Annotated in this window: 23 protein-coding genes; 3 read left to right on the top strand and 20 right to left on the bottom strand. The window is 40.8% G+C overall.

The window, feature by feature from the left end:
• Positions 1–51: 51 nt before the first annotated feature.
• The 19 genes from C9J46_RS07195 to csrD form a co-directional block, all read right to left on the bottom strand.
• A complete protein-coding gene (locus tag C9J46_RS07195; RefSeq protein WP_107290702.1) occupies positions 52–4,218 on the bottom strand; it encodes a DUF6701 domain-containing protein in 4,167 nt (1,388 codons plus the stop codon).
• Positions 4,211–4,651, bottom strand: a complete 441-nt coding sequence (locus tag C9J46_RS07200; RefSeq protein WP_107260245.1) for an MshP protein — start codon at positions 4,649–4,651, stop codon at positions 4,211–4,213. Before C9J46_RS07200 ends, C9J46_RS07195 begins: the two co-directional genes overlap by 8 nt.
• The gene (locus C9J46_RS07205; RefSeq protein WP_107260248.1) at positions 4,641–5,366 is read right to left on the bottom strand and encodes a PilW family protein; all 726 of its coding nucleotides are present in this window, start codon (positions 5,364–5,366) and stop codon (positions 4,641–4,643) included. The genes C9J46_RS07200 and C9J46_RS07205 overlap by 11 nt, the downstream gene beginning before the upstream one ends.
• On the bottom strand, positions 5,366–5,977 hold the full coding sequence (locus tag C9J46_RS07210; protein WP_107290703.1) for a prepilin-type N-terminal cleavage/methylation domain-containing protein: 612 nt from the start codon (positions 5,975–5,977) through the stop codon (positions 5,366–5,368). The genes C9J46_RS07205 and C9J46_RS07210 overlap by 1 nt, the downstream gene beginning before the upstream one ends.
• Positions 5,974–6,456 carry a prepilin-type N-terminal cleavage/methylation domain-containing protein gene (locus tag C9J46_RS07215; RefSeq protein ID WP_107290704.1) on the bottom strand — a complete coding sequence of 161 codons (483 nt, stop codon included), beginning with the start codon at positions 6,454–6,456 and terminating at the stop codon, positions 5,974–5,976. The genes C9J46_RS07210 and C9J46_RS07215 overlap by 4 nt, the downstream gene beginning before the upstream one ends.
• Before the next feature lie 104 nt (positions 6,457–6,560).
• Positions 6,561–7,037 (bottom strand): type II secretion system protein, encoded by a 477-nt coding sequence (locus C9J46_RS07220; protein WP_107290705.1) that lies wholly within the window; start codon positions 7,035–7,037, stop codon positions 6,561–6,563.
• 50 nt (positions 7,038–7,087) lie between these two features.
• Positions 7,088–7,627 (bottom strand): type II secretion system protein, encoded by a 540-nt coding sequence (locus tag C9J46_RS07225; RefSeq protein ID WP_107246303.1) that lies wholly within the window; start codon positions 7,625–7,627, stop codon positions 7,088–7,090.
• A gap of 35 nt (positions 7,628–7,662) precedes the next feature.
• Complete coding sequence (locus C9J46_RS07230; protein WP_107246301.1) at positions 7,663–8,136, bottom strand: prepilin-type N-terminal cleavage/methylation domain-containing protein; 474 nt, start codon at positions 8,134–8,136, stop codon at positions 7,663–7,665.
• A gap of 15 nt (positions 8,137–8,151) precedes the next feature.
• Complete coding sequence (locus tag C9J46_RS07235) at positions 8,152–8,742, bottom strand: type II secretion system protein (protein WP_107290706.1); 591 nt, start codon at positions 8,740–8,742, stop codon at positions 8,152–8,154.
• A gap of 30 nt (positions 8,743–8,772) precedes the next feature.
• Positions 8,773–9,249 carry a hypothetical protein gene (locus tag C9J46_RS07240; protein ID WP_107290707.1) on the bottom strand — a complete coding sequence of 159 codons (477 nt, stop codon included), beginning with the start codon at positions 9,247–9,249 and terminating at the stop codon, positions 8,773–8,775.
• A complete protein-coding gene (locus tag C9J46_RS07245; protein WP_107206508.1) occupies positions 9,230–10,456 on the bottom strand; it encodes a type II secretion system F family protein in 1,227 nt (408 codons plus the stop codon). Before C9J46_RS07245 ends, C9J46_RS07240 begins: the two co-directional genes overlap by 20 nt.
• 14 nt (positions 10,457–10,470) lie before the next feature.
• Positions 10,471–12,183, bottom strand: coding sequence for a GspE/PulE family protein (locus tag C9J46_RS07250; RefSeq protein ID WP_107290708.1), 1,713 nt, complete (start codon positions 12,181–12,183; stop codon positions 10,471–10,473).
• A gap of 3 nt (positions 12,184–12,186) precedes the next feature.
• On the bottom strand, positions 12,187–13,356 hold the full coding sequence (locus tag C9J46_RS07255) for a lipopolysaccharide assembly protein LapB (protein WP_107290709.1): 1,170 nt from the start codon (positions 13,354–13,356) through the stop codon (positions 12,187–12,189).
• Entirely contained in the window at positions 13,353–14,201 is an 849-nt protein-coding gene (locus C9J46_RS07260; RefSeq protein ID WP_107206505.1) for an ExeA family protein, read from the bottom strand. Before C9J46_RS07260 ends, C9J46_RS07255 begins: the two co-directional genes overlap by 4 nt.
• A 3-nt stretch (positions 14,202–14,204) precedes the next feature.
• Positions 14,205–15,848 carry a pilus (MSHA type) biogenesis protein MshL gene (mshL, locus tag C9J46_RS07265; protein ID WP_107206504.1) on the bottom strand — a complete coding sequence of 548 codons (1,644 nt, stop codon included), beginning with the start codon at positions 15,846–15,848 and terminating at the stop codon, positions 14,205–14,207.
• An 11-nt stretch (positions 15,849–15,859) separates the two neighbouring features.
• A complete protein-coding gene (locus C9J46_RS07270; RefSeq protein ID WP_107206503.1) occupies positions 15,860–16,186 on the bottom strand; it encodes an MSHA biogenesis protein MshK in 327 nt (108 codons plus the stop codon).
• Positions 16,179–16,814, bottom strand: coding sequence for a type 4a pilus biogenesis protein PilO (gene pilO / locus C9J46_RS07275; RefSeq protein WP_107206502.1), 636 nt, complete (start codon positions 16,812–16,814; stop codon positions 16,179–16,181). Before pilO ends, C9J46_RS07270 begins: the two co-directional genes overlap by 8 nt.
• On the bottom strand, positions 16,811–18,289 hold the full coding sequence (locus C9J46_RS07280; protein ID WP_107206501.1) for an MSHA biogenesis protein MshI: 1,479 nt from the start codon (positions 18,287–18,289) through the stop codon (positions 16,811–16,813). Before C9J46_RS07280 ends, pilO begins: the two co-directional genes overlap by 4 nt.
• Positions 18,290–18,458: 169 nt before the next feature.
• Entirely contained in the window at positions 18,459–20,378 is a 1,920-nt protein-coding gene (gene csrD, locus C9J46_RS07285; RefSeq protein WP_107206500.1) for an RNase E specificity factor CsrD, read from the bottom strand.
• A 239-nt stretch (positions 20,379–20,617) separates the two neighbouring features.
• Between csrD and C9J46_RS07290 the strand changes: the two genes are divergently transcribed.
• A complete protein-coding gene (locus C9J46_RS07290; protein ID WP_107206499.1) occupies positions 20,618–21,490 on the top strand; it encodes a LysR family transcriptional regulator in 873 nt (290 codons plus the stop codon).
• 76 nt (positions 21,491–21,566) lie between these two features.
• Here the strand turns inward: C9J46_RS07290 and C9J46_RS07295 are convergent, their stop codons facing one another.
• Positions 21,567–22,121 (bottom strand): single-stranded DNA-binding protein, encoded by a 555-nt coding sequence (locus tag C9J46_RS07295; protein WP_005371054.1) that lies wholly within the window; start codon positions 22,119–22,121, stop codon positions 21,567–21,569.
• Between the two features lie 639 nt (positions 22,122–22,760).
• Between C9J46_RS07295 and C9J46_RS07300 the strand changes: the two genes are divergently transcribed.
• A complete protein-coding gene (locus tag C9J46_RS07300) occupies positions 22,761–23,954 on the top strand; it encodes an outer membrane beta-barrel protein (protein WP_107246280.1) in 1,194 nt (397 codons plus the stop codon).
• The gene (locus tag C9J46_RS07305; RefSeq protein ID WP_107246278.1) at positions 23,951–24,490 is read left to right on the top strand and encodes a polysaccharide biosynthesis/export family protein; all 540 of its coding nucleotides are present in this window, start codon (positions 23,951–23,953) and stop codon (positions 24,488–24,490) included. The genes C9J46_RS07300 and C9J46_RS07305 overlap by 4 nt, the downstream gene beginning before the upstream one ends.
• The last annotated feature ends 19 nt before the right edge of the window (positions 24,491–24,509 follow it).

Raw genomic sequence — 24,509 nt, forward strand, 5'->3', positions numbered from 1 at the left:
ACAAAAAAGCCGAGAGATCACACTCTCGGCTTTCTGATTAATAAATAAGACTTACTGGTAATCAGCAGCAGGGATCCCTGGCTCATCTCGGTATAATATTCGGTCATTACCTCGATATACGCCAAAAGTCACAATTGCCGATGGGTCTTCATCACCTAAATTCCGCCAATTGTATCGTAGCCAAGGTTGATGAGAGTACGTGCCAAAACAGTTAATGGGGTTTTTATCTTTTACCCCTGGTTTCACCGCACTCAAACGCTGCCAAAATCTTATTTGTTGTTTAAAAGTAGTACTATTTGAATTGGTACCATACCCAGACATTTGGCTTGGGTTCGCCATAAAGTCTCCAGATAAGGCCTTGCCCATCATTACTTTTCCACTACCGGATGTATAAGCACTGCTCTTGCCATCTTCAGGATACATACTGATCACTTGGCGACAGTAATTTGCCCCATTAAACTGCGATACTGAATCATCCGTATTTTTAACAAATGCTGTACCATCCCAATATTCAATTCTTAACGGCACTGCTAGTGATTTACGAATATCACCACCGATATTTTCCAATACCATGCGTCCATAACGGAGATCGTTAACTCCCACTAGTGCACCTTGTGCATTAACCTCTTCCCCCGCCCATGTTACGTGATCAGGAAACGCTTCACCTTGTTTCACTCGCAACTGCCATTGGTCAAACGGTCCATCTTCAATACTGGTGTTAGTATCTTTTTCTTTACGTTGGAATATCAGTTTAGACGGCTTAAAAACAACCTCAGAGTTACCTTGGCTATTTTGCTGCCAATCACCGATTTTAGGAGACATTAACGATTTATCACTGCGCATTTGTTTTAAACGTAGATCTAATGGTACGTACCCCCCGTTATTATTCCCCGACTCTAATTTAAACTTACTCTGAAGAGACGGATCAAATAAGGCATAATTTTGAACGGGTTGATTATTCGCGTTAAAAGCATTAATCGTGAATCCAGCATCAAATGGCTGATCCATATAAGTGAATGAGCCTATCGCAGGTGTTACTTCATTCTTAGAAAAAGCAAAATACTTAGGATAGAAACGCCCTATTTGACGTTTACTCTGATTAATATTATTGCCATTCTCTATATAATCGTTCATCCCAACCTGTAGCCAAATACTGCCGACTTCAGACCATCTATTACCAGTAAGTAATACCCCTTTCAAGGTCGGTTTTACTGTCATTTGACCTTGCGTAAATATCCCCATAACGCCACTAGAAGGTGAGGCTAGGTGAGCCTGCATCAACAACCCATTTCCCATAGTTGGCGCATCTGGAGCAAGGAAATTCTCCGTTACAGAATAGCTACAGTATTTATTATCAGATGAATCAATAACAGTTCCTTGGGAGCTACCTTCCTGCCACACTAAAGGCTTAAGCAGCACATTAAAAGGTAACCCCGCGGCAATATACCCCTCACCACTTTTAGACGTGCCATCTGCTGTATCTAATGTATTAGCTTCATTAGGCTTTAACGGACAAATCGCGAACATCCACGGCTTTGCATTAATTGCAACAGAACCGGTTAACCCATTAGGCAGCAGCTCACGTAACGCTTTTGCTTCCTTCGTTTTGGTTGTCGTTAACGTGCAGCTATCACTAGTACAATTTGGATCAGAAACATGCCAAGCAATAACACCCGCATCACGATAACGCAAAGTAAGCGGTTCAGATTTCCCTTTCTCGAACTCTACTTTTGCTTGCTTAGATGCGCCTGTCGCTGATTCAATATGCTTTCCTTTTACAATCTCGACAGTAATAGGGTTATTGGGATCGGCTGCTTTTTTCGGCGCTTGGTATTCAGTTGAAAAATCTAATAACCGTGTTCCAGTATAATTTTCAACTAGCTTGATGTTCTTACCCGCTTGGCATGTCATGGCTTTAATTGTGGCGGTAACGTCTTTTCCCGCCACGATATTGTGACCATCATTTAGATCAATCGCGAAACCGCCAGGGATAAAGGTATATTGACTTTTAGGTTCATCACCAGCCATAAACTCAATACTTGCCGTTATTTTCAGCGTCTCCGACCCCGTCGGTAATACCCAAATAACTGCATGTTGATTTTTTACTGGCAACGTAAATGTATGTGTACCCGCAGTAAACTGATGAGAAGATGCGAGTGCTGAATTATCCGCCCAGATACCGCCTGTTGATGAGGTAATATTAACCGTAATATCACCATCAAATTCTTTAGTACCATCCTCCGATGTCACATTAAAATCAACTTGCTGGGCATGACATAAGGTCTTCGTGACTTTTGTCGGTGTGATTGTAAGTTCAAATTTAGGTTCAGGCTCTGGATCAAAACAGGCACTACTACCTATAATCTCTGTTTCTATATTATTCACATCGCCAGTCATCGTGATGTTAGGCGCCGTTACTGCACCGGTAATTCGCGTGATCTGGTTACTCAAGCCATCACTCATCATAAGATTACGCTCAGAGTAAATTAAGCCTGTGATCTGACTACCTTTGTTTAGCTCAATATAATCATGGAGAATATCATTCACCGGTTTTAAATCATGAACAACAATAAGTAAATCGTCAGCAATCCCAGATAGTGGCTTCATGGTTGAGCTGATCAAACTCATCTTTTTCACATGAACAACAGAGCCCGTAGGAAAGATAATATCTTTATTACTTAAATTAATAGTGTTAAACCAAAATACCGTTTTATTGCCAACGTCTCGCTGCGATTGTAAATCGCCATCATCAACAGCAGGCCATGTATCTAACACTTGTTTTTTAGCAAATAAGCTCGGGTAAGGCTGAGCCGTATGACATTCTTCGCCATTACAGTAATTATTCTCACCACCACTTGAATTAATTGTCTTAAAACCTATATAGCGTTTGCCTTCTTTTACGGCTGAACCTTTAATTAAGACATTATGGCTAGCGTTAAATGCGCCAGTAGAGGTTTGCCATGTCTGAGCAGGACCTGGGAATACATTACAGACTTCTTCTGATGCACGACGCTGGAAAGCCATAAAACCAACCATCTCATTGGCATGTTGACGTTCTGGGTTAGTATGCTCATTTAAGTCTTCATCAGTAACAAAGCTTACTTCAAGAACATCTTTACCCGGCTTTTGTTGATTTTTACATAACCGGATCCACCCTCCGTTAGGTCCTAAACGGGAGTTTTTAGAGGCAATCACTAAGATAGGATTTTTTGACTGATCCGAAAAATCAAAATCGCTGCCTTTTAAATCAGTAAAGCCTGCACATTGCTCCGTAACAGGCTTAGTGATCTTTTCAATCCCATGATAATTCCCTTTTAGGGTATTGGGCGTTTCTGCTGGACCTAAAGCAAACTGTAACCCTTTGTATAAACCACTACCTTCAACTAATAAATAACCAATCGTCACATTATGATTAAGCACATATTGAGTTTCAGAGCTATCCACGCCTAAATAAAAATGGCCATTATTGCTCGTACCTTGATTTATCGTGCCACGAATAATAAACGGCGTTATCCACTCTGATTCTGTACCTGTAGCCGAAATAACAGACGGTTTATTTCTTGGCTGAATTTCTGCGATTCCTCCAGGTGTTTTACTTTTAAATCCACTAGGAATCGTAACCGGCGTTACTTTGCCTTTCTTTATTAATGGATTTAATTTGCCGTAATCGATATCACCTTTACCGGTTTGAAATTTAGGATCTTTAGCATCAAGCTGTTTATGTACAGTCAGTTCTGCCGCAGTAATACGACCATTATTGCCTAATGCAATGGTGCCTTTTTCCATCGCAAAATAGGTGATTTTACGCATAGGAATACGATATAAGGTATAGGTTTTATTTTTAAAATGATGCCATTTCGCTTCCCATGACTCCCAAGAGCCTAAAAGACTATCTTCATCTTCTAAACGAATTGCGTTCGATACTTTCGGATAAACCTGTCTTACCCCAAATGCATACGTCTTACCTTTTTTGTAAATTCGGGTAATCTTTAAAGATGATGGTGCATCAAGACCATTATCTGTAATGGTCGGCATGAGGAAAATTAACGGTTTGGTTGTAAATTCTTTATTTAAGACAATTTCACATTCTTGGTTAATACAGCCATTGGGGCGTGAAATATCACTTTGCCCAAAGTCGAATACTGGCCCTTCTTCACTCGCCAACGCGGTACCGCTCAACATCATTAAGGAGATAAAAAAAACAAAATTTTTAATCATTTAAATCTTTCGCCCACACTTCTTGGGTACGTGTCATCGCCACGTTATGACTACCGCAGGTCGCTGTACTTTCTAGGTGGTACTCATTGACTGTTTTACCGCTTGATAACCTAATCTTTTTCGTTGTACATACCACCTTTATTACTTGGCACCCTTTTTGGAATGGCGGCATCATGCTTGCAACTTCTTGCGACGTATAGTTCTTACAACCATTATCTTGCTCTTTTAATGGAAAAATCTTCGTTAACACCACTTCATTGGCTGAATGTGCTGTAAACCATGCCCGTGTTCCAAGCACCTCTTTGGTAGTCATGGTTTGACTAGAGGTACCAATTTTCGTCATCACCATTGCCATGAGCCCCATAACGATAATGACGAACAGCACTATCATTAAGCCACTACCACGTTGCTTGTTATAACTGCTATAAGACATTCATCACCTGTACACTATGGTTATAATCTGACTTTTCTTGAGTGCGTGAGTCTAAATACTGAATAGTAAATAACGCTATCGCATTACTGTTTAATCCCGCCGTTTGTACATTAGGTATAAATTTATCGATGTTCTCAGCCATTAATATGCCATCACCATCGTTGACCTTGCGCACAATAGTCGTCCCCACTTGACAGTAACTGATCTTATCTTTGTATAAATATAATCGATTACCGGGAGAAGATGCCTCCTTGATTGGCGACGTTAATGTCAATTGATACGTCTCATCTTTTGAAGCTGGCGCAGTAATACTACTCACAGTTATGGTGTTATTTTTATATTGCTCAGATGAGGCAAAGCCCACTGCAACAAAATTACCGCTATTACTCCAGTTAGTAGAAAAGCGTAACGGAGTGATCGCAATCGTATTGCTGTTATTCGGTAAATTATCGTAATACACCGCTGGAGCAATAATCGGATAAAAGCTCAGACAATGAGATGTATTACTTAAACTGTTCGGCGCTGCATGGCGGATTTCTTTGGTCATACGTGCAACTAAAAAACGGGCTTGAGACTGAAGACGCTCGCGATCAACGGTATTGGTATACCCCTTTACACCAATCGCAATATAACTACCAATACCAATCATAATGATAGATAGCACGACAATTGCTATCACCATTTCAAATAGCGTGAAACCACGCGGCTTAGCCATCAATAATTACCCCTATAGGCGATATAGTCATATTTACCATAGCGTCCAGCATCCACACTCACTGTGATTTTTTTCAAAAGTTGTGAGGGCACATACTCGACATTAATGGTGGCATGAATATGGGTATAGTTTGCGGTTGATAAACTGGGTACTAAATCAGTTAATTCGCCACGGCGAGAAGTTAAACTGGGTTTAACATAATTATTACCGTTATATGTATAAGGGTTAGGGCACTGCGTTGTATCTCCCCAACAGCCAATAAAATCATCGACATCATTAGCCATTGCTGGATTCGTTGCTTCTAAAAGATCATCCGGCCCTAAACGTGCTGGCAAGGTACATGGATTAGGATTTCCTTTAGCATCATCCTCACCACAGCGGTAAACACTGTCGCCATTAGGATTAGAGTTTTGGTCGAACTGACGCGCTAATATTTCATTAAAAATCGCATCAGCCATTGCCGCTGAACGCGCTTGATATTGAGGAACCGCAGAGCGCTCAACTTGAGGAAAAAGAAAGCTCACCAAGGTGATCATCGCAATCGCGAGTAATACAATAGTAATAATCCCTTCAATAAGGGTAAAACCGCGTTGTTTTATGTGAGTATTCACTTACTGCACACCTCGTTATCTTTCTTTTTATATACATAACCTTGGCTATTAATACAAATGCTGGCGGTTTGGTTATTTTTTGCCGTAATCGTAATGGTACAACCGTTAGCACACACTAACATAGATGTTGCATTGACTGGCTGCCCAAGCAAATTAAAGTACAACTTAGCACGTGCATTTCCACCATCAACCAATGAAAACTCGGTATTGGTTTGTGATTGACGCAAGCTACCATCAGTTTCTGAATTAGCGGCACTGCAGACGCCTAAACATGGCGAAGAAACATTTAAGGGAGTGCGTTGCCCTTGCATCGAAGATATTTGAATTTGGCGAATAACAGAAATCGCCTGATCACGGGTCAGTTGGGCATCAAACTCGCTCCGACCTGAAAAGCGAGCAGCAGCAGTGGCGCTGATGATCCCTATAATTACGATCACCATAATGAGTTCAACGAGAGTAAAACCTTGTTGCTGCTTCACATTACCACCTAAACATGACCTATTTTATTGTTATATAATTTATCAGATTAAAACAAAAAAGGCGCAGCCGAGTGACTGCGCCTTTAGTTCTAGCTATATGTTAATTACTCACAATCATGCACAACAACGGTTGCAGCAGCAGCAGAAGTTGCAGCAGTGTAAGTTACAGAGCACTTATCTACCGCCGCTTTATCTGCTTGGTTTTTCAGTGTGTAACTAATTGAATCACCAGCATCTTCACCGCCAGTAGATCCCTTAACAGGAGCCCATTCAGTTGAGTCTGATTCTAAACCTTTAACTGCAAGAGCAATACCTGCTGAACTTGCTGTTGGGTAGCCAAATATGGTTTTAATTCCATCAACCTCTGTAGCTGTATTAGAACTTTCTACACCATTAATCGCAGCTTTACCGTACATAATACCTGCCGCACCTTGGATTGCTCCTTTTAGGCCTTGAAGCGATGCATTACGCGCATCATTTTGAAGGTTCATAAATTTAGGCGCCGCCGTTACCGCTAGAATACCTAAAATAACAATCACTACTACTAACTCAATTAAAGTAAAACCTTGTTGCTTTTTCATTTTTTATCTCTTATTTACTAAATAGCATCGAAACGAAGCGAAGTTTAAAATTACTTACAAGCATTATCAGCTAGTTGTACTTTTGCAGGTACAGTTGCACTTTGTGCTGGTACGTAGACTAAGTAACAATTTTTAGGAACTTTATTAGCTGGAGTTGTTGAACTTCCATCTGCAGCAACAGCCGAAATTTCACTTAATTGAGTTGAATATTGTTTTGGGGCAAACACAACTTTTGCATCCTTTGTTGTGCCAGTACCAATAACTTTCGATGCCCAGTCACCATCAGAACCGGTACCAACGATCGCCTTTACAATACCGTTATCACTTGCTTCCGGATAACCAAAAAGTGTTGCGACATTATCAGCTCCAGCACTAACAGTACCAGATGTTGATTCGATACCTTCAATTGCAGCTTTACCATAAACAATGCCAGATGCGCCTTGAATCGCACCTTTCAAACCTTGTAGCGATGCATGACGCGCATCACCTTGTAAATTCATAAACTTAGGTGCAGCAGTAACCGCTAAAATACCTAGAATAACAATCACTACAACTAATTCAATAAGGGTAAAACCATTTTGGCGCTTCATATTAACTCCAATGAAACCTTAACTAACTATAAAAATTAATCACACTTTGTGACAGTTACTGTTGCAGCTGATGTTGATGTAGCTTGTGCATAAGTCACATAACATTTTGCTTGAGTGTTATCAGCTTTTTGATTAGCAAACGTATATGAAATGGTATCGCTTACTGCATTTTTAGGCTGAAATGCTTTCCACTCAGTATTACCACTATGCAAACCATTAACAATTAAGCTTAATGCCGCAGATGTTGCATCAGGATAACCTTCGGTTAAATCTAATGTGCTACCAGCAACACTAATCGCACCATCGCCAGACTCTTGGCCTTTCACAGCCGCTTTACCGTAAGCAATACCCGCTGCGCCTTGAATAGCACCTTTTAAACCTTCTAGCGAAGCATTACGCGCATCGGTCTGTAAATTCATAAACTTAGGTGCCGCTGTTACGGCTAAAATACCAAGAATAACTATCACCACTACCAGCTCAATAAGCGTAAAACCCTTTTGACTTTTCATATTGATTCCTTTCATTTATTTCAAATCTACTTCAACACGGCCCACTGCCGGCTGGTAAGTAAAAGAATGCCCAGCGAATGGATTCACTTCGCCAGAGCTATTTTTGCTAGCTGATGCTAGCTGGTAATAACGACACTGTTTAGCGGCACCTGTGCCTTCAACTGTGACGAAAAATAAATCTTTGCCACTCGCTAGATCATCGCGTGATGTCGTTGCTAACGGTGGGTTTTGCATCAATTCTTGCAACAAATCTAAACAGTCCGTCGCCGTCATATCGACCACATCAGTTGTTGCACTGGCGTTTAACGCAAACGGATAACCAGGACGTATATTTAACGTGGTATCTTCTTGGGTTAATTTAAATTCAGTACCGTCGTAATCAACAGTATTCTTATTTCCGCTATCAACAGGGCGACCATACGCTTCCCATTGTGCTCTTGCTGAAATCACAGCCGTTGCAAAACCGCCTGTCATTCCTTCTATTGCAGATTGCTTAGCTTGATCGGTGATATTCATAAACCGAGGTAAAGCGGTTGCCGCTAAGATCCCGAGCACAATAATCACAACGACTAATTCGATAAGCGAAAAGCCGGCGTTTTTTTTCATTTCCCTATCCTTACTGTAAGAAACTCGACACTATTGCGACAAATTACTGGCAATATGTATTTTGTCATTAATATAAAATATTGCCAATTTTTTCTTAATGCCTATATCATATAAACATGTATTATAACTGTTTGAATCATCAGTACTTCTATAACCAAATGAATTATATTCAGGCCTTCCTATTCCATTTGACAATAAAGACCATATTTTAGGGCAGTCCAACTCCCCCTGTTTCAATACAATAGGCCATCCTAATTGGGTATATTCAAACGCAATATCACCAACCTTGTCATAATGAGGCCTATTATTTAACTCCCAGTTCTGACGCAGGTTTACAGCACCTTGATACAAATTATTTCGGGTTAAATCAAACTGAAGCAACTTGGCATTTTTTTGCACTTGCTGCCATTCGTATAACAAAACACTTATTAATATAAATGTAATTATTAGCCATGAAACATTTTGTAACCTTTTTTTGTGCTGTACCTCACGATCCCTTAGCGACATCGAGCATTCCCCACATAGGCAAAAAGATACCTAAAGCTAATAACAACACCATACCTGCCACAACAACCAACATGATGGGCTCTATTCGAGCTGTTAATGTTTTTAAATCATATTCCACTTCACGATCATAAAAATCCGCGACTTCTAATAGCAACTCATCGACTTGACCTGTTTCTTCGCCCACGGCAATCATTTGTAAAACGAGTGGCGTAAACACCCCTGATTTAGTAGCGGTTCGTGAAATACTGCTGCCGCCTTCGATCCCTTGCTTCATTTCTATCAAACGGTTTTCTAAAAAGCGATTACCTAACGATTCCGCTGCCATTTGAATCGCTTGATTTAAAGGCACACCAGCACGGATCATTAAAGAAAACGTACGCGCAAAACGCGCCATTTGAGCACGATTAACAATGCTTCCCGTAATAGGCATACGTAAGCGCCAGTTATCCCACTTTTCGGCACCTTTTGGCGTATTACGCCAAAATCGTATACCTAACCAAATAGCGACGGATACGCCAATCATCATCGGCCAGTAATGAACAAAAAAGTTCGATGTTCCAATCAACACTCGAGTTGGCCATGGCAGTTCAACGCCAAAGCGCGAGAACATCGACGCAAATTGTGGAATAACTTTGGTATTTAATATCCCCATTGCTATCACGATAGCCGTTAATACAAATGTGGGATAACGCATCGCCGACTTAATTTGGCGACGGGTATTCATCTCTTGTTCGTAGTAATTCGCAAGCTGTAACAATACCTGATCAAGACGACCCGTATTTTCGCCGACATGGATCATTGAGATAAATAACCGAGAAAAAACCCGAGGATGTTGCTGCATCGCCACTGACAACGCGCGACCATTCGTCAAATCAAGGGTTAACGCTTCTAGGGTTGTTTTTAATAAAGGATGACTCGCACTTTGCGATAAACCTTTAAAAGCCCGTAATAGTGGGACACCCGCTTTGGTTAAACTGTATAGCTGTCGACAAAAGATCACGAGAATTTCTAGCGGTAATTGCGCTTGAAACAAAGCACTTAAATCAAACGCTTGTCCTTTTGCTTTACCGTGCGTTTCTCGGATCTCAAGAGGGATCACACCTTGACGCAGCAAGAGATCGGCTGCGGCATTAGCATTTGATGCTTCAATCGTTCCCTGTTTTAATTGGCCTTTCTCACCGCGCCCTCGGTAGCTAAATACTGCCATCTTCGTCTCTACTACTAGTTAAGAACATCCAGTACTTCACCTTCACCAAGAAGCAGTACTTCATCAATGCTGGTCTTACCCGCTAAAGCAAGCTCCATTGCAGATTCCACCAGCGGTTTATAGCCTTCACTCTTTCTCGCCAGTTGGGTAAATAGCACCGCATTATTTTGACGTAACGCATCCATCATATCTTGGCGCATCTCAAGTAATTCAAAGACACCAATACGGCCTTTGTAACCAGTAAAGTTACAGCTATGACACCCTCGTCCACGACGGAAAACATGATTGTTGTAAAATGGGAAACGGGTTTCTAGCCACGCTTTTTGTCCCAACTCTAAAGCCGCATCTTCACCACAATCACTACAAATACGACGTACCAATCGCTGCGCTAATACTGCACGAACGGCACTTGCCACCAAGTAACCCGGCGCTTCCATATCGATCATACGCAGTGCACTGTCTACCGCATCGTTAGTATGAAGTGTCGATAAAACTAGGTGACCCGTTAATGCCGAACGCAAGCCAATTTCGACGGTTTCCTGATCGCGCATCTCACCAATTAAGATGACATCGGGATCCTGACGTAAAAAAGTGCGTAGAATAGAGGAGAAATTAAGCCCAATCTTGCTGTTTACCTGAACTTGGTTAACACGCGGCAAACGGTATTCCACCGGATCTTCGGCAGTAATGAGTTTCTTACCCGGCTTATTTAATTCGCTTAATGCGCCATATAGCGTCGTAGTTTTACCTGAACCTGTTGGCCCTGTGACCAAAATCATGCCATGAGGACGTTTTAGCTGGCGACGAAAACGCTGCACGATATCATCCGGCATACCGATTTCATCAAGGCTTAAAATACCGGCGGACTGATCAAGTAAACGCATTACGACCGATTCGCCATGTTGAATTGGCATAGTAGAAATACGCACATCAACCGAGCGGTTTCGTACCATCATGTTAAAGCGTCCATCTTGAGGCAGACGCTTTTCAGAAATATCGAGGCCACTCATGAGCTTTAAACGCAATACTAGCGCAGAAGAAATACTGCTCTCATCAATCAGGTTTTCATGCAGCACACCATCAATACGTTGGCGGATACGCAACACATCAGCATCAGGCTCAATGTGAATATCCGAAGCGCCCACTTGCACTGCATCTTCAAACAATGAGTTGATCAGTTTTACAACAGTCACTTCTTCATTGTCGGCCTCTTCCATGCCAAATGTGAAAGTGTGGTGATCTTGGTGTTCTGCTTTTAATTGCTCTGCAAATGACGCAATTTCTTGAGTACGGCGATAGTAACGATCAAAGGCAGCCAACAATTGACGCTCTGGCGCAATCACAAGTTCAACCCGGTACTGGCTGAGCTGATCAAACACCGCCTCTTGCGCTGCTAAGTCAGCAGGATCGCTCATCGCAACACGAACCGTATCACCATGCCGACCTAAAACTAACGCACGCAAGCGACGCGCATTTACTTCTGAAAGTAAACCAACATGTTCGCTATCCACTTGCACTCGTGTTAAATCAACAAGCGGCACATCCAACTGACGTGCCAAAAACTGCAGCATTTGCTGTTCAGTAAGAAACCCTAGATTAATTAAGGTGTCACCAAGCTTACGCCCCGTTGATTGCTGTTTTGTCAGTGCTTGTTCTAGTTGTTGCTGCGTAATGATATTTTCATCAACCAGAAGGTCGCCTAAGCGTTTACGTAATCGAATTTGCATCGGCTAGCTCCTATGCGATTTTAATGCAACTAAACGCTGCTGAATAAATTGTTGTGATGACGCTGAGATATTACCTAGCTGTAACGCTTTTTGATAAGACTCACGGGCTTTTTCTGCATTACCACTCCGGTCTTGAGCAATCGCTAATCCCATCCACCAGCGACCATCAAATGACGCTAAACGCACTAATTGTTGATAACTTTGAAGTGCTACCACATTGTTATTTAATCTTTGTGCTAACGCGCCACGCATGGCTAAATACTGTGAATCCATGCTGCCACTTTTATCATTTAACACAGCTAATGCCGCTTGATTTTGGTTTTCATTGACCAATAATTTTGCGAGTGTTAAACGTAACTGTGGTTGATTCGGTTGCTTTGCTAGCCCTTTTTCAAGCGTCGCAATCGCTTCTCTTACATTGCCTCGCCCATAATACAATGCCGCCAAACGTTGCCTTGCCATGATCCAATCCGGTCGATAATTTAAAGCCGACTCTAAATTAACAACCGCTTGTTTACTGTTTTGCTGCTCTAAGGCTTTTTCTGCATTTAAGTATTCAACTTGCGCCAATTCTTTTGGCGTTAAAGAAACCGTTTGAATCGATAATTCACTTTTAACAGGTTTTGGCGCAGGTGGCTTTGACTGGACTTTATGCTCTCGCTCAACCGCAGCCAATGCTTTTTCATAACCGCTTTCATAGCCTTGATCATAAGAGCTTTGTAACTCTTTTTGTTCATTTTCACTTTCAAGAGATTCTTGAGCGACAGGCATATTCGTAAGCTCAGCTGTGACTGATTTATCAATACGCTTTGAATGTGGTTGTTCTGTAACAACTGCCGTTTTAATTTCATCTGATGCTACAGGTGTTTTCACTGCAATGGTTGATAACGGTTTAACTGATGCAATCTCTTTCGTCGTTTCAGGTTGATCAACAATAGGCTCTGCGGCTATTTCTGTTTGTGCCATGGCTGGTGTAACAACACTATCAGGTTGATTTAACCACCACGCCATACCGACAAATGCCATGGTGCAGCAACCAACAGTTACCCATTTCGGCCATGCTGATGTTGGTATAGGTGCTATTTCTGCTGCACGTAATGGAGAGCCCTGCTGTGATACAGAAGCGAGTTTTACTTGGCTCAACTCATTAAGTCGGCGATTTAATTCACTCATGAATGACTCCATCCCCACAATATAGGAAATGACCACTTAGGTTGTTTTGCACCAAGGGTATCCCGAATAGCCATGAGAACTTCTTTTTTACTAACGATATATTTTTGCTCACAAAAAGTGGCAAGTAAGGACTTATGGCATAGTTGATTGATCAATCGTGGTATGCCACCACTGGCATACCAAATTGCGCGGCATATCGACAAGCTAAACACCATGTCAGTATAGCCAGCTTGATACAGTCGGTGTTGTATATATGCAACGGTTTCAGCCAAGGTTAATGGCCGTAAAACAGCACGAAATGTGATCCGTTGACGTAATTGACGCAATTGATGCTGAGCTAATCGTTGATCAAGCTCTGGCTGTCCGAGTAAAACGATATGTAGTAGCTTTTCTTGTTCAGTTTCTAAATTACCGAATAAACGAATCGCTTCTAACGCATCATCTGACAACGCTTGTGCTTCATCGAGTAACACTACCACCGATTGACCATTCAATCGGCGAGTGATTAATTCATCCTGAATTTGCTCTGTCAGTAAAGCATGGTCACTATTGGGTAGTAGGCTTAATTCTTTTGCCAATGAACGCTTTAATTCTATTCCACTACAGGCTGGCGTCGGTAGGTAAGCAAGATCAAAATGAGTTGGCAATTGGGTCATCAACATACGACACACTAAGGTTTTACCCGTTCCTACCTCTCCTGATACCTGTGTGATCCCTTCGCCCATTTGTAGTGCTGCCAACACGGTTTGAATCGCTTCAATATGTGATGGCAGCGCATGGAAAAGAGAGGTATTCGGTGTTAAAGAAAAAGGCTGCTGACTAAAACCAAAGTGTTCGAGATACATGAATTACCCTTCTTCAGGGAACCATTCATTAATCAGTGATCGAGAGCGTTCAATTTCTTGTTTCCAAGTATTGTCAGTCACAACTGTCGGTTTAAGTAAGATCACCAATTCAGTTTTCTTTTTCACTTTATTGATATGACGGAATAAATTACCAATCCCAGGAATATCACCAAGCAGAGGAACCTTCGAGACTTGATCATTAATGCTTGATTTCATTAAACCACCAATCACCACAACATCACCTGTTCGGGCGTGGATGATTGAATCAGATTCGCGAATAGTACTTTTTGCCAACGGTAATACCATAGGTTTTTCAGTACCGACTTCAATCGTTTTCTGTTCATTCTGCACATCAACAACCGCTGGGTGAACATGTAATAAAACGCCACCTTGGTCGTCAATCTGTGGCGTTACGTCTAACGAAATACCAGAGAAAAACGGGGTTAATGAGACATCTGGCGAAACATTATTGTTATCACCTGAGACGTTGCTGCTTGAAACGTCTGTCACAAAGTATTCATCACCACCGACTTTGATCACCGCTTTTTGGTTATTTGCAGCTGTCACTCGCGGGCTAGAAAGTACATTCAAATCCCCTTGAGTTGATAAGAAGCTCATCACCGCACTAAAGTTACCATCTGAAATAGTAACGTTAGTTTGACCACCTAAAAGTTCTGAGATGGCATTACCACCGGGTAGTGCACCAGCAACAATATCTGCTGCATTTTCAACACCATTCACAACAATATTTGTACCACCAATGCTGCGCGTTAAGTTATTCCAATCAATACCTTGTTGGTAACTATCATCAAGTGTCACCTCCATGATTTTCGCCTCAAGCACGACTTGACGCTTTAGACGACGTTGAGACATGCCCAAGAACTCTTTAACTTCACGTAATTCATTAGGGAAGGCGCGAACCGAAATAAGACCCGCTTGCGGTGATACCATGACATTTCGACCATCACCAGAGCCAATCATGCCACTCACGACTTTCTCTAACTGTGTCCAAAAATCACTGTCCGAGGTCGTTTCAATCGTTGTGCCGCCCGTTGTGGTATTACCACCACTTGATGATGAGCTACTACTATTATCATCACCTGATGATGAATTATTATCGCCATCACTAATAGAACCGGAGGTAATAGAGGTTAATGACTTACCTTTACGCTGTAATTGTAAATAATCAACGGGGATCACTTCAGTCCGTAGCGTTGCAGGGAAAACCTGAATAATATTCCCTTTACGCGTCGTACTATAACCGTAAATATCAGACACGACATTTAGCACTTCATCGAGAGTGACATCATTTAATTTCATCGTAATACGGCCAGTAACACCAGGATGAATGACGATATTAAATGGCGTGCCTTTTACTAAACTGGTAAAAAATGCATTGGCTTCAACATTTTTAGCATTAACACGAAAACGCTTTTCTAACGAAGAATTAGCAGGGTTAATATTGCTATCAAGTGATGGCATAAGATCAGCATTGACCGCAGACGGTAGCTCCATTAACGGACGGCTACTCGCTTCATTCGCAGCTTCATTTAAGGCCTTCTTCACTTCAACAGGGTTTTGATGCCCCATATTAGTTGAACAGCCCGCTAAGGATGCAATGGTGATCCCTAGAAGAATTCGACGCATAATATTTAACCTTAATTCGTTCGTATATTTTCAGCAAATAACGCCAAATGCCACTTTTTGCCACTACGACTTAAAGTAACACTACTTTCAGAAACATTTGTCAGAGTGTAACCATTGACGCGTTCGCCAATGCTGACCACTTGACCACTTAAAATCACCGAGCACTGCTGACCATCACAAATAATACTTTGTAACTGTGGCAATCGTGCCTGTGCTTGGCTCGTTTTGGCTTTACTCGCCACCCAACCTAATGGTGCAGTAGGATCTTGAGCAGCATAAGCACCGAAGGCGCATAAACTTAAAAGTAAAGCTGCCATCCATGTCATTTTCTTATCCACCAATAAAGTCCTTACTCTCACCTAAGGTATACACTTCCAGTTCCACCTTTGCCCATGGATACTTATCAACCTGATAGCTCAGGCTTCGCCAGTAATATTTAACCGGTAATGCTTCCAATTTATTTAAGTAATTCACCACATCAAAGTAACGCCCTTTAAACGTTAAGCGAATGGGGTGAACAAAGTACCCCTGTTGATCACCACTCACTAGTTGGGATGACGGTAATGACGTCATTGACTCTAATTTTAATGCCGAGCTATGACGTAGAACTTGCTCTAGCAAGCCAGCCATTTGAACCGGCGTGATCAAACTACCAATTTTTGCTTCTAGCGCTTGTTGTAAGGCTTTATCTTCTTGCTGATATTGTGCCAATTTTTGGTTAATCGCTTTATCCGGATCTTGCTGTAATTTTCTATTTGCAACAATCAATTGATTTTGTGCGGTGATCACATCATTCTTGGTATCCACCAATGCTGTTTTAACCGTCTGTAAGGTCACCATTTGTGGCTCAATAATTAGCATATAGCCAATAAACAAGATGCCAAACCAACCTGTGATAGCAATTAACCATTGCTCACGCACCGACAAAGCAGCAAAACGCTGACTTAGCTCATCCCACTTGATCATTGTTCGCCCCCCTTAATGATGCTTTTACGCTCAGCTTGTAACTGAAAGGTCACGACATTTTTATCATTACGACCCAATGACATCATTTGGAAACGACGTTCAGCTAATGATGGATAAGTTTTAAATGCTCCTACCCAGCGAGGAACAGCATCAGGGTTACGTGCTAATCCACTTAAATCCATTGAAGTGCCTGAGACATAAATCTGTTGAACCGAGATATCGCTACTCGCCGCATCAGCTAACTGCTGTAACAATCCCGCATAGCCAACCTTTAAACTATCATCATGCTCTTCAATGACTTTAAGGGTGGCACGCTTTGCCGCGATTTCTTTTTCAAGCTCATGAGCGTGATTCTCTTTTAAAGGATCTGACAGCAATGCGGCAACTTGTACTCTGGCATGATCAAGTTTTTGTTGTTCAGCACTTAATAAGGATGTTTGTTGCGCTAATTTTTTTTGCTCAATCGTGTTCTGCCATGCATTCCAACCCGCCCACATCGCGAAAATGGCAATAAGTGCCACCCAACTGGCAACGATATTGGTGAGTGTCATCCACTGCTTAGTTGGCAGTAAATTGTCAGAATATAGATTGATTATCGCGTTTTTAGGCCGCTGTAATGCCGCCCAGCCTAAACGCGCAGCATTAGTATCAAGTAAAGGATCAACCTCTTGAATCGCCTCTACATTGATATTTAGACGTTTATTTAATTCTTCTGCTAAAGCTTGATTATCTTCGTTATCACAACTGATGATCAGCTGACTAATTGGATTATTACGTAACTGCGCACTAATGAAATCTAATGAACGTTGTAATTCAAGCGCTAAATTATCCAGCTGAAAACTACCACCATCCAGCGCTTGGCGATCAAATAACGGTAAAGTAAAACCACGTAATTGACGTTGAAAACACAGCATTTGTTCATTAAATGCAGTTAACTGCAGATTACCATCAACATCAGCATGGAGAATAAGTTGACTACGATTAGGATCAGAAAAGCGACTCCATGCAATGTCTTCTGTTGTGATATCCGAGACACGGCAACCACAATCATGACACGCTAAGACAACCTGAGTGATCAGTTGTTTTGATGCGACAAAAACCTGTAAACGATCTTTAGCTGTGGCAGGAAAACCATCAGCGACTAATTCAGACGGCGACTCATTGACTAAATCTTTGACTAAAAAAGGCAGTGCGGTTGACAGTTCATCAATACTCACTTCTGGTTTATCAATCACTAAACTTTGATATAAACCATGCCCTAGTACTAATTTTAAATCGGTACCTGAGAGTTGGTATTGTGTAATTAAGTTGCGTGCAGCATCGCTCCAATCAGAAACATTAGAGACCCCCATACGATCAACAATAAAATGTTCAGTTTTCGCTTGGACAAGGACAACCGTGTCGGTATAGAAAACCAAAGCAGCAGAGGGTTGAAAACTCGCTCGCTGAAAAAGCTTAGAGAATACGTATTTCATAATCGACCAGAAAAAGGCTATACATCCTGTATGATGCTTTTTTATTGATAAGGTTAGCAGCAGTTAATTACCGCCCCAATGATATACGATAAAATTATTGATAAACATCACTTAATTAATACTGTTTAAAAAACATTGAATTTATTAAAATAAAACAAATGGTTATTTTTTATAAAATCACATCTTCTTTGGCAAATAGACGACCTTGACCTGCAGAAACACCCAATTGTTTTAATATTTCCCATTCTTTATCGGTTTCAACACCAACAGCAATAATTTGAACATTTGAGTCATCACAAGCACCTAGCATACTTCTTACAAAAAGCTGGTTCTCTTGTCGTTTATTAATATCTCTCACAAGTCCTCGGTGCAATTTAAGGTAATTAACTTTTACCTCTTTAACGTAGTGTGTACTTACAATCGTACGTCCAGCTTGATCAACAGCTAGTTTACATCCAAGCCCTACTAATTTTTTTAATACCGGACGTAAGGCATCAAGGTTTTTGACTAATTGACTTTCAGATATTTCAAATATCACATGACTCAGTAATGGTCGTGGCAATTGTAATAATTCATTGAATAACCATTTCGTAAAAGATTTATCTAATAATGAATAAGCACTAATATTTATTGAGTAAACTTCTGGTGTTAATTCTCTTTTTAATAACGTGAATATCTGATTAATGACAGCGCGATCAAAACGTTGATTGAATCCAACTTGATTTACAATAGGCATGAAGAATGACGCTTTGATCAATTTTCTATGCTCATCTTGAATACGTGCAAGTATTTCTCGACTGATCACAATGTTATTCTCGGCATTAAAGATAGGCTGCTGATACAACAAAGGACCACCATGGGTTAAAATCCGATCAAACAACGTTCGCCAACGCACACTGCCTCGATCATCTTCATAATGGCTTTCCTTGGTAAAACGATTCCAACTGTTTGAGCCTTGTAATTGCGAGCTACGTAATGCGATATCAGCTTCATCCATAATACGACCTCGCCGCTCCCCACCTTCGAAGTCCGTCACGCCAATATGGCACCAGTTGTCTCGTTCCATTGATAATGGCGGAGACAAACGTTCGAGCGCATTCAATAGTTGATTAATAAAGAGTTTAATTTCTTTCGCTGATTGTTGTGGGATCAAAATTGCAAATTCAGCATCGTAGTAACGCGATAACATGGTGTCAGGGAAGCGCTGAATAAAATTAGACAGAATAATACTGACATCTTGGATAAATTCATCAGCAATTAACTTCCCTTCTTCAGAGACCACGTCATCCCAATCAGCCAAGCGTAACAAGATAACCGAGCCTTGATTATCAGGCTCTTGCAGCATGGACTTTAAGCGACTATCAAATAGGATACGATTCGCAGCACCTGTGAGTTGATCAAGGAAAGTATGGGTACGAATAAAGGTATCAAAGCGGCTACGCCCTTGGCGGGCATCTTTCAGTTCTTTTATTAATTGATCCATGGCTAAACTTGCCGTGCCAGGCCATTCATGATCATCACCCACCGCATAATCATCAACCTTTCCGGCTAAAATCATTCTTCCTCGCGTTTCTAATAATTCAGAGCCACGTAATTGAAGCTTTAACCAACGTACCCCTTGTACTAAACCAAAAATAACAATGCCGATAGCGAGACTAATAAATGACATAGCGCCGAGTGAATACGTAGACTCAGCATAAGGTGGAATAGATTCAATTGTCACTTTGTACTGAGGGTTTAGTTGAAGTTGATATTCACTGTCATAGAGAATATTAGGATCAGTAATCGACTCCATACTTTTATAGGCGTACACCACGCCATGTGGACTCGTTACCGTTAACCCCATGACATTACTGGATTTTAAAAGCTTAGGTAGCCAACGAGATAATGATGCGCCACCTTGAGGATCAGCAAGCTCTTGATCAATAACTTGAACAACACCGTTTAAATAATGGGTTAAGTAATCCTGACCAAGCTTACGAAAACTCAGTGCACCTCCGATGAAAATAACGAAGATGGCGCAAATAACAATCATTGTAACAAAAGCAACTAACCGATTAGTTAACTTCATCCCTGAGGCTTTTCTCATAACATCCTAACTCTACACACTATTATTCAAATCAATTTACTATTATCAGCTACAACTTATATAGTAGAGCACCATTATGAAGTGTTTTTCATTTTAAGGTTAATATATCCACAATATCATTCCGTCACGCGCTATTTTCATTTAACGCGATACGTTACATTGAGCAAAACACAATGTGTCGCATAATGAAACAATCAATCTCATATTATGCGTGAAAGAAACAAGGAAAGGTTATCACCATGGACTGGATCACCTGCACTAAAAGCTTTGTCGCTGTCATTCATCAAGGATCGCTTTCTCAAGCCGCGAAGTATCTTGATATATCAAACTCAGCCTTATCAAAACGTTTGTCTTGGCTTGAACAACAGCTTGGGGTTCCTTTATTAAAACGTACAACCCGCCATTTATCACTTACTGATGCCGGAGATGTTTTTTTTCAGCGAAGTCAAACGTTATTAGAACATTGGCAACAGCTGATCACCGAAACGACGGCAACTAATGAAAAGATGAGTGGCACATTACATGTTGGCGCCCCATTAAGTACGGGAAGTCATTTTTTGATCAATATTATTGCCGCGTTTTGTCAGCGATACCCCAATATCAATATTACGCTTCACACCATCACGCCAGGACAATTACCTGATTTAAATCTCGACATTATTATTTGTAGTGAAATCGATAATTTTAATTCTGCCAGTTATATCGCCACCCCCCTATTTTCAGATAATGCGAGATTTTACGCCTCTCCGTCTTATTTAGAGCAATATGATCCTATTGAGTCACCAGAGCAACTGGCACAACATAATTGCTTACTACTAAATCAGCATAATCACGCCCATGAATATGCCTTCGATAATGGGTTAACGCTACGCTTACAAGGTAATTTCACTACCTCAAATCCAGAAATTTTAATCGCAAGTGCCGTCGAACATATGGGGCTAATATTAATCTCACCACAAAACGTACAACGAGAGTTAGCCCATGGTTTACTGATCCCTGTTTTAACGCATTTACAACTGCCCCAACAGACGACATTTGCCTACTACCTAAAGTTGAACTATCAACACACTAAAACGAAATGTTTTATTGATTTTATAAAAAAAAGCGCCTGACTTATCATTATCAAGATATAAAAAAAGCAGCGTTAAACGCTGCTTCTTAATATTCAATGATTATTTTATACAGGATTTAGAATGGGATATCGTCGTCAAAATCCATTGGTGGCTCATTGTACTGCTGCTGAGGCTGTTGAGGAGCCTGCTGCTGTGGTGCTGATTGCTGCTGCGGCGCATAGTTCTGCTGAGGAGCAGGTGCTGAAGCCGGCTGCTGAGGCTGACCCCAATTATTGTTTTGCTGTTGGCCCCCCATTTGCGCTTGGCCGCCTTGGTTTTGACGACCACCAAGCATTTGCATAGTACCGTTAAAGCCTTGAACAACCACTTCTGTTGTGTACTGATCTTGACCTTGCTGGTTCTGCCATTTACGCGTCTGTAATTGGCCTTCAATGTACACTTGTGAACCTTTACGTAAGTATTCACCAGCAACTTCTGCTAACTTACCGTATAAAGCAACGCGGTGCCATTCGGTTTTTTCACGCTGCTCGCCAGTATTTTTATCACGCCATGATTCTGATGTCGCAATAGTAATATTTGCTACTGCACCGCCATTTGGCATGTAACGAACTTCAGGATCATTTCCTAAGTTACCGACTAAGATAACCTTATTTACGCCACGACTGGCCATAGTTCACTCCAAATCTGATAGCGTACTATTGGTTTCTAATAGCCGCTTATTGAAAGTTTATACTCAATCGCGCAGTTTATCACGCTAGTAGAATTTTTACATAGTCCAAGTACAACGCAATAAAAACGGCAATCACAATTTCAGCGGATATCAGCTAAATATCTTTACCTCAACTGGCGCAAAATGTTGTGCCATGCAAATATGTCAATTTTCTGACACTTTCACAAGTTATCGCGTTATCCTATATCGAGATAAAACAATAGTAGTACAAATCAAGGATAGCTAAATCATCACTCATTGTGATATCAGGACAAACTACCACTATTGAAAATTATAAAATTGTAACCCTATGATTTTGCAGCTACCATTGACTTACTTTTAACGCCATAACTTAGATGTAACAAACACTAAGTAAAGTGTCAGAAATAGTTAATGCGATACCTTTTTCTGACGTTTTAAAGCTAATTTCAAAGAAAAAACAACAAAATGTCACTCTAGCGTTAACACCACAAGCACTTTGGGAGCTTTAACCTAAGGGCGGTAGCGTAAAAAAATAATCGAAACCTATCATATAACACACGCCTCAGAGTCGTAGGCTTATTCATTTTTAGTATCTAATTTAGAGAACACAAAAAAGACATGCGTTTAAAAATAGTACTTCTATTATTATCAAGCTGTATGACTTTTTCTGTATGGGCTAACCCTTTACATGTAAAAGTAAGTCCTTTTATCTTCAGTAAATATTTAATTAACGATAATATTACCCAAGTAGCCAAAAATCCTATTTCGTCTCCTGTTATAGAGCTAACGCCCGGATTTATTATTAATGGTGAGAAAAGTACCAATACTTATGATCTTACCTACTATGCTAAGAAAGCAACGTTCTTAAACAGTGAACAAGATAATTTTATTGATCAAAACTTAGAATTAGATATTGAGCAGCATTTTACAATGCGTAATAAAATAAAGTTCAAATATCAATATATACAATCACATGACGGCCGTTCCGACATTCGCGATGATCTTCTTCCCTATGTAACTGAACCGGTTAAATACGATGCGCAGCACGGCATGCTTGATTACATATATGGGGCACAATGGGCGCGAGGGCGATTAGAGTTTGGTGCTGGTTTTAACACTAAGCGTTTTAAGAACTACCGATACTTACCGGCTCCTGGTGATTTATCTTCGACTCGTTTTGATGACTTCAATGATCTATTACTGGAAGGTCAATTTACTTACCGCCCTTCCGATGTGAGTGCGTTTTTTATCCGAATAGAAAATCAAGATCGTACTTATCTCTATAATCGATTTGAAGGCAGCACTCTTGATAACAATACGAGCTATTTCTTTTTGGGATCGAAATTAGGCATCAATAAAGATACCAATGGTTCACTGATGCTTGGCTGGCAAAATAAAAGCTTTGCTCAAGCCGATCGTCCAACGTTTAGTGGCTTAACATGGCGAGGTGATTTCGCTTGGTCACCAGTAAAACGTTCAACATTTCGATTAGAGACAAAACGAGAAATTCTCGACCCTGATGCCAAAAACGATTATCGCAAAGAAACGTATTACGATTTTTCATGGAAACACTTTTGGCTTAACCGACTGTACAGCGAAGTTAAGGCAAACTATTTAACCGACGAATATACCAGTGGTCTTCGAACCGATAAAACCACAGGCTATGAAACCTCTATCGGGTATGTCTTTAGAAATTATTTAACCTTTGTTACTGGATGGACAAAAGAAAGTAATCGCTCGACCGTCCCTATCAATGATTACGACCAAAATATTGTCTACTTTTCTGCTAATTTTAAATTGGATTCGCTATGAAAAATAAATTAAAAGCGTACTTATGCTTGTTTTTATTTGCCTTTGTTCCCCATGTTTATGCGGCACAAATTGATACAACACATTACCAACTGTCCCCCGGTGATAAGATCCAAATAAAAGTCTATGGCGAAGACAATTTATCGTTTGATGAAATCCTGATTCCTGACAGTGGCCAAATTAATTACCCTTACCTTGGCGCTATCACATTAAAAGGTCGTACCTTATCGCAAGTTAAAAATGAAATCACACAAGGATTAAAAGGTGACTACCTTCTTAATCCTCAAGTGATGGTAAATCTGCTGAACTTCAAACAAATTTATGTGGGAGGTGAAGTAAGAAGACCAGGCGGTTACGAGTATCAACCGAATCTGAGTGTAGAAAAAGCCGTTGCACTTGCTGGCGGTTTTACCGATCGCGCTGACACGGATGACATCACCATTAAAGATGCTGACAACAAATTAAAAACTGACGATGCCAGTGTCAATATGGAAATTCAACCTGGCGATATCATTGTCGTTGGACAAAGCTTTTTCTAATTTTTATAGAGTTAAATTA

The sequence above is a fragment of the Photobacterium sp. GB-36 genome, assembly GCF_003026135.1.
Classification (GTDB): Bacteria; Pseudomonadota; Gammaproteobacteria; order Enterobacterales; family Vibrionaceae; genus Photobacterium.